Source organism: Microbacterium sp. (genome assembly GCF_031988965.1).
GTDB lineage: Bacteria > Actinomycetota > Actinomycetes > Actinomycetales > Microbacteriaceae > Microbacterium.
The window spans coordinates 1-4,502 of record NZ_DALZXX010000187.1 but is presented as its reverse complement, the minus strand read 5'-3'; the positions used below and the strand labels follow the sequence as shown (position 1 = coordinate 4,502).

Sequence of the window (4,502 nt, the reverse complement as noted above, 5' to 3'; positions counted from 1 at the left end):
CGCGACCGCACCGGCGGCGAACATGTCGGCTGCCGGCTTCGAGGCCAGGCCGTCGCGCTCGGCGACGACGCCGTCGACCACGATGCGGAAGAACGAGCGGATGCCGGCAGCACCGAGCACCTCTTCGGCGTTCTTCGAGCTCGAGACCACACCGAGCGGGATGCCTGCAGCGGAGAGCATCTCGACGAGCGCGAGGGAACCGGGGTAGGGCGCGATGCCCTCGGCGCGCAGCGAGGTCGCGAACGCGTCGTTCTTGCGGTTGCCGATGCCGCAGATCGTCTCGGCCTCGGGCGGATCGTCGACCGCGCCCCACGGCACCTCGACGTTGCGGCTGTGCAGCAGGCTCGCGACGCCGTCGTAGCGCTTCTTGCCGTCGACGTAGTCGAAGTAGTCGGCATCGGTGTACGGCGGTTCGATGCCCCAGCGGGCGAACACGTCGTCGAACACGACCTTCCAGGCGCGCATGTGCACCTCGGCCGTGGGCGTCAGCACGCCGTCGAGGTCGAACAGGACACCGTCGGCGCGGAGCAGATCGGGCAGTGCTTCGGGCACAGGAGCCTCCAGGAGAAGGACGAGGGGTTCCGGCACCTCTCCGTGCCACTGTGCAAGCGTAGTTGCGGTGGGGCGTCGGCGGTAACCCCCGAACGGGATTCGGGTGGTCGGGTCTTCAGCAGCCGGGTCTCCAGCGGTCAGTGCACGTCAGAGCATCCGGGCGGTCTGCCGCGCGATCTCGAGCTCCTCGTTCGTGGGGACCACGAGCACCGTGACGGGTGAGGCGTCGGTCGAGATGCGGCGGATGCCGCGCTCCCGCGCCGCGTTGCGTCCGTGATCCAGCTCGACCCCGGCGAACCCGAGCGTCGCCATGGCCTCGGCACGCACGGGCGCGGCGTTCTCGCCGACCCCCGCGGTGAACGAGATGACGTCGACACCGCCGAGCTGCGCGATGTACGAGCCCGCGTACGCGCGGAGTCGATGGATGTACACGTCGAACGCCAGGGTGGCCGCCGCGTCTCCGGCGTCGCGACCGGCGAGGATGTCGCGCATGTCGCTGCGTCCGGCGAGTCCCTTGAGGCCGCTGCGCGAGTTCAGCAGCGCGTCGAGGTCGTCGATCGAGTAGCCGGCGCGGCGCGACAGGTGCACGAGCGCCGCGGGGTCGAGGTCGCCCGAGCGCGTGCCCATGACGAGGCCCTCGAGCGGTGTGAGGCCCATCGAGGTCTCGACGGAGCGCCCGCCGTCGATCGCGGTGACCGAGGCCCCGTTGCCGAGGTGGAACACGAGCTGACGCAGCGTGCCCAGGTCGCGCCCGAGGAACGCCGCCGCCGACTCGCTCACGAACTGGTGGCTCGTGCCGTGGAACCCGTAGCGCCGTACGCGATGCTGCGCCGCGAGCTCGGCGTCGATCGCGTAGGTGTAGGCCGCGGGCGGCAGCGTCTGGTGGAACGCCGTGTCGAACACCGCGACGTGCGGCACGTCGGCGAACACGGCCTTCGCCGCGAGGATGCCGGCGAGGTTCGCGGGGTTGTGCAGAGGAGCGAGCACCGCGAGCTCCTCGATCTGCTCCTCGACGTTGCGCGTCACCAGGGTGGGCGCGTAGAAGCGCGCGCCGCCGTGGACCACGCGGTGCCCGACGGCGGCCGGAGCGCGTTCGACGAGCGACGGGCCGTGGGTCTCGAACTGCTCGAGCATCACCGAGAAGGCGGCTGAATGGTCGGCCACGGGACGCTCGTCCTCGTACGACGCATCGAGCATGGTGACGACGGCATCCGCTGTCGTGTCGGGTCGCACGGTGTGGGTGATCGCGCTGGCATCCTGTCCGATGCGCTCGATCAGGCCGCTCGCCAGCTCGTTCTCGTTCTCGATGTCGAGCAGGCTGTACTTGAGCGAGGACGACCCGCTGTTGATGACGAGGATCGCGGTCACGACGCCGTCCCTTCCGCCTGGGCCTGGATCGCGGTGATCGCGACGGTGTTCACGATGTCGTCGACCAGCGCGCCGCGCGACAGGTCGTTGATGGGCTTGTTGAGGCCCTGCAGCACCGGGCCGATCGCGACGGCGCCGGCGGAGCGCTGCACCGCCTTGTAGGTGTTGTTGCCCGTGTTGAGATCGGGGAAGACGAAGACCGTCGCTCGCCCCGCGACCGCGGAGTCCGGCAGCTTCGCCTTCGCGACGGCGGCGTCGGCCGCGGCGTCGTACTGGATGGGCCCCTCGACGAGCAGCTCGGGAGCCCGCTCGTGCACGAGGGCTGTCGCGGCACGCACCTTGTCGACGTCGGCGCCCGACCCCGACTCCCCCGTCGAGTACGACAGCATCGCGATGCGCGGCTCGATGCCGAACTGACGGGCGGTCGCCGCCGACGAGATCGCGATGTCGGCGAGCTGCTCGCTGGTCGGGTCAGGGATCACGGCGCAGTCGCCGTACACGAGCACCCGGTCGGCGAGGGCCATGAGGAACACGCTCGAGACGACGTTCACGCCCGGCTTGGTCTTGATGATCTCGAACGACGGGCGGATCGTGTGCGCCGTGGTGTGCGCGGCTCCCGAGACCATGCCGTCGGCGAGCCCGAGGTGCACCATCATGGTGCCGAAGTACGACACGTCGGTCACGGTGTCGGCTGCCTGCGCGACCGTGATGCCCTTGTGCGAGCGCAGCCGTGCGTACTCGGTCGCGAAGCGCTCGACGAGCTCGGGATCGGTCGGGCTGGTCACCTGGGCGGCGGAGATGTCGACGCCCAGCTCGACGGCCCGGGCCCGGACGGCGGTCTCGTCGCCGAGGATCGTGAGGTCGGCGACCTCGCGTGCCAGCAGGGTCGCGGCCGCGCGCAGGATGCGGTCGTCGTCGCCCTCGGGAAGCACGATGCGGCGGCGGTCGGCGCGGGCCCGCTCGATCAGGCCGTACTCGAACATCAGCGGAGTGACCACGCGCGACTCGGCGAGCCCGAGCTGGGTGGTGAGCTCGGCGATGTCGACGTGGGTCTGGAAGAGGCCGAGCGCGCGGTCGTAGCGGGTGCGCGACTCGGGCGAGATATGGCCGCGTGCGCCCATGACCCGCACCGCGGTGTCGTAGGTGCCGAGGTCGGTCGCGATGATCGGCACGGTCGATGGGAAGCCGTCCAGCAGCTGCACGATGGGCTCCGGCAGCGGGAACGGGCCGTTCAGGATGATGCCGGCGACCCGCGGGAAGGTGCCGGAGGCATCGGCGAGCAGCGTGGCGAGCAGCACCTCGGTGCGGTCGGCGGGGATCACCACCACCGCCTCTTCGGTGAGCCGCGGCAGGACGTTGACCATCGACATGCCGGCCACGACGATCGTGAGGGCCTCGCGTGCGAGCCGGTCGGGGTCGCCCTTGATCAGTCGCCCCTCGACCGCCGCGAGGATGCCGCGGATCGACGGTGCGACGAGGGTGCGATCCTCGGGCATGGCCCAGACGGGAGTGCTGCGCGCCGGACGCACCGCGGCCACCGCCGCCTCGATGTCGGTGAGCGCCTCGGGGTCGGCGCGGTTCACGACGACCGCGAACAGCTCGGCCCGCTCGGCTTCGAGCTCGGCGAGCGCCAGGGCGCCGATCTGACCGACCGCCGCTGCCGAGCGTGCGGTCGTGGTGCCGAGCTGCTCGGCCTGCCGCTGCTGGTCGCGGCCGCTGAGCACCAGCAGCACGGGTGCCGCCAGGTTCGCGGCGATGCGGGCGTTGTAGCCGAGCTCGGCGGGGCTGGCGACATCGGTGTAGTCGCTGCCGATGATCACGACCGCATCGCACTGGGCCTCGACGGCCTTGAATCGGGCGACGATGGTCGACAGCGCCCGATCGGGGTCGTCGCGCACGTCGTCGTAGGTCACGCCGATGCAGTCGTCGTAGTCGAGCTGCACGCCGTCATGCGCGAGCAGGAGCTCGAGCACCTCGTCGCGCTCGGTCACCGAGCGCGCGATCGGTCGGAACACGCCGACCCGCGGGGTGACCCGCATCAGCGCGTCCAGGACGCCGAGGGCGATCGTGGATTTTCCGGTATGGCCTTCGGCCGAGGTGATGTAGATGCTCTGCGCCACGCCCCCAGCTTAGGTGCACCTCACCATGGATTCCCTGGTCTCCCGCCGTGAGAATCGGCCCGACGCGACGATCGCGTCGTGACGATCAGCAGGGCGCCGACAGCGCGTCGACGACGGCGGTCGCGTCGGCCTGATACCGCGTGTAGTAGGTCGGGTCGAGATTGATCTGCACCCGATGGATCGCGAGCGAGGGGTCGAGTGCATGCCACTCCGGCACCCGCGCGAGCCGCTCGTAGAAGAGGGTCGCGGCGGTCGCCGGATCCATCCGCTGCTCGACGCTGCCCCACCATTCCTGCTGCTGGAAGAGGCCGATGCTCGTCGTCCGGCTGCCGTCGGGGTTCGTGAACCCGCTGGTCTCCCAGTCGCCGTAGTCGATGTTGCGCAGGCTGCTCTCGCCCATCGCCGTCATCACCCCGAGGATCTGCCCGTCGCGGCCGAACCCCAGAGCGGATGCCGTCCGCA

At 70.6% G+C, this 4,502-nt stretch carries 3 protein-coding genes and 1 pseudogene; all 4 read right to left on the bottom strand.

What is annotated here, in order from left to right; genetic code table 11:
- Window positions 1-552, bottom strand: a 552-nt coding sequence (locus tag RTM68_RS17130; RefSeq protein WP_312173269.1) for an HAD family hydrolase, incomplete at its 3' end; no start/stop codon positions are given.
- A gap of 147 nt (window positions 553-699) precedes the next feature.
- Window positions 700-1,920: an acetate kinase gene (locus RTM68_RS17125; protein WP_312173266.1), complete on the bottom strand. Its 1,221-nt coding sequence runs from the start codon at window positions 1,918-1,920 to the stop codon at window positions 700-702.
- Window positions 1,917-4,040 (bottom strand): phosphate acetyltransferase, encoded by a 2,124-nt coding sequence (gene pta / locus RTM68_RS17120; RefSeq protein ID WP_312173263.1) that lies wholly within the window; start codon window positions 4,038-4,040, stop codon window positions 1,917-1,919. Before pta ends, RTM68_RS17125 begins: the two co-directional genes overlap by 4 nt.
- 85 nt (window positions 4,041-4,125) lie before the next feature.
- A pseudogene (locus tag RTM68_RS17115) lies at window positions 4,126-4,502 on the bottom strand (hypothetical protein); the annotation flags it as partial.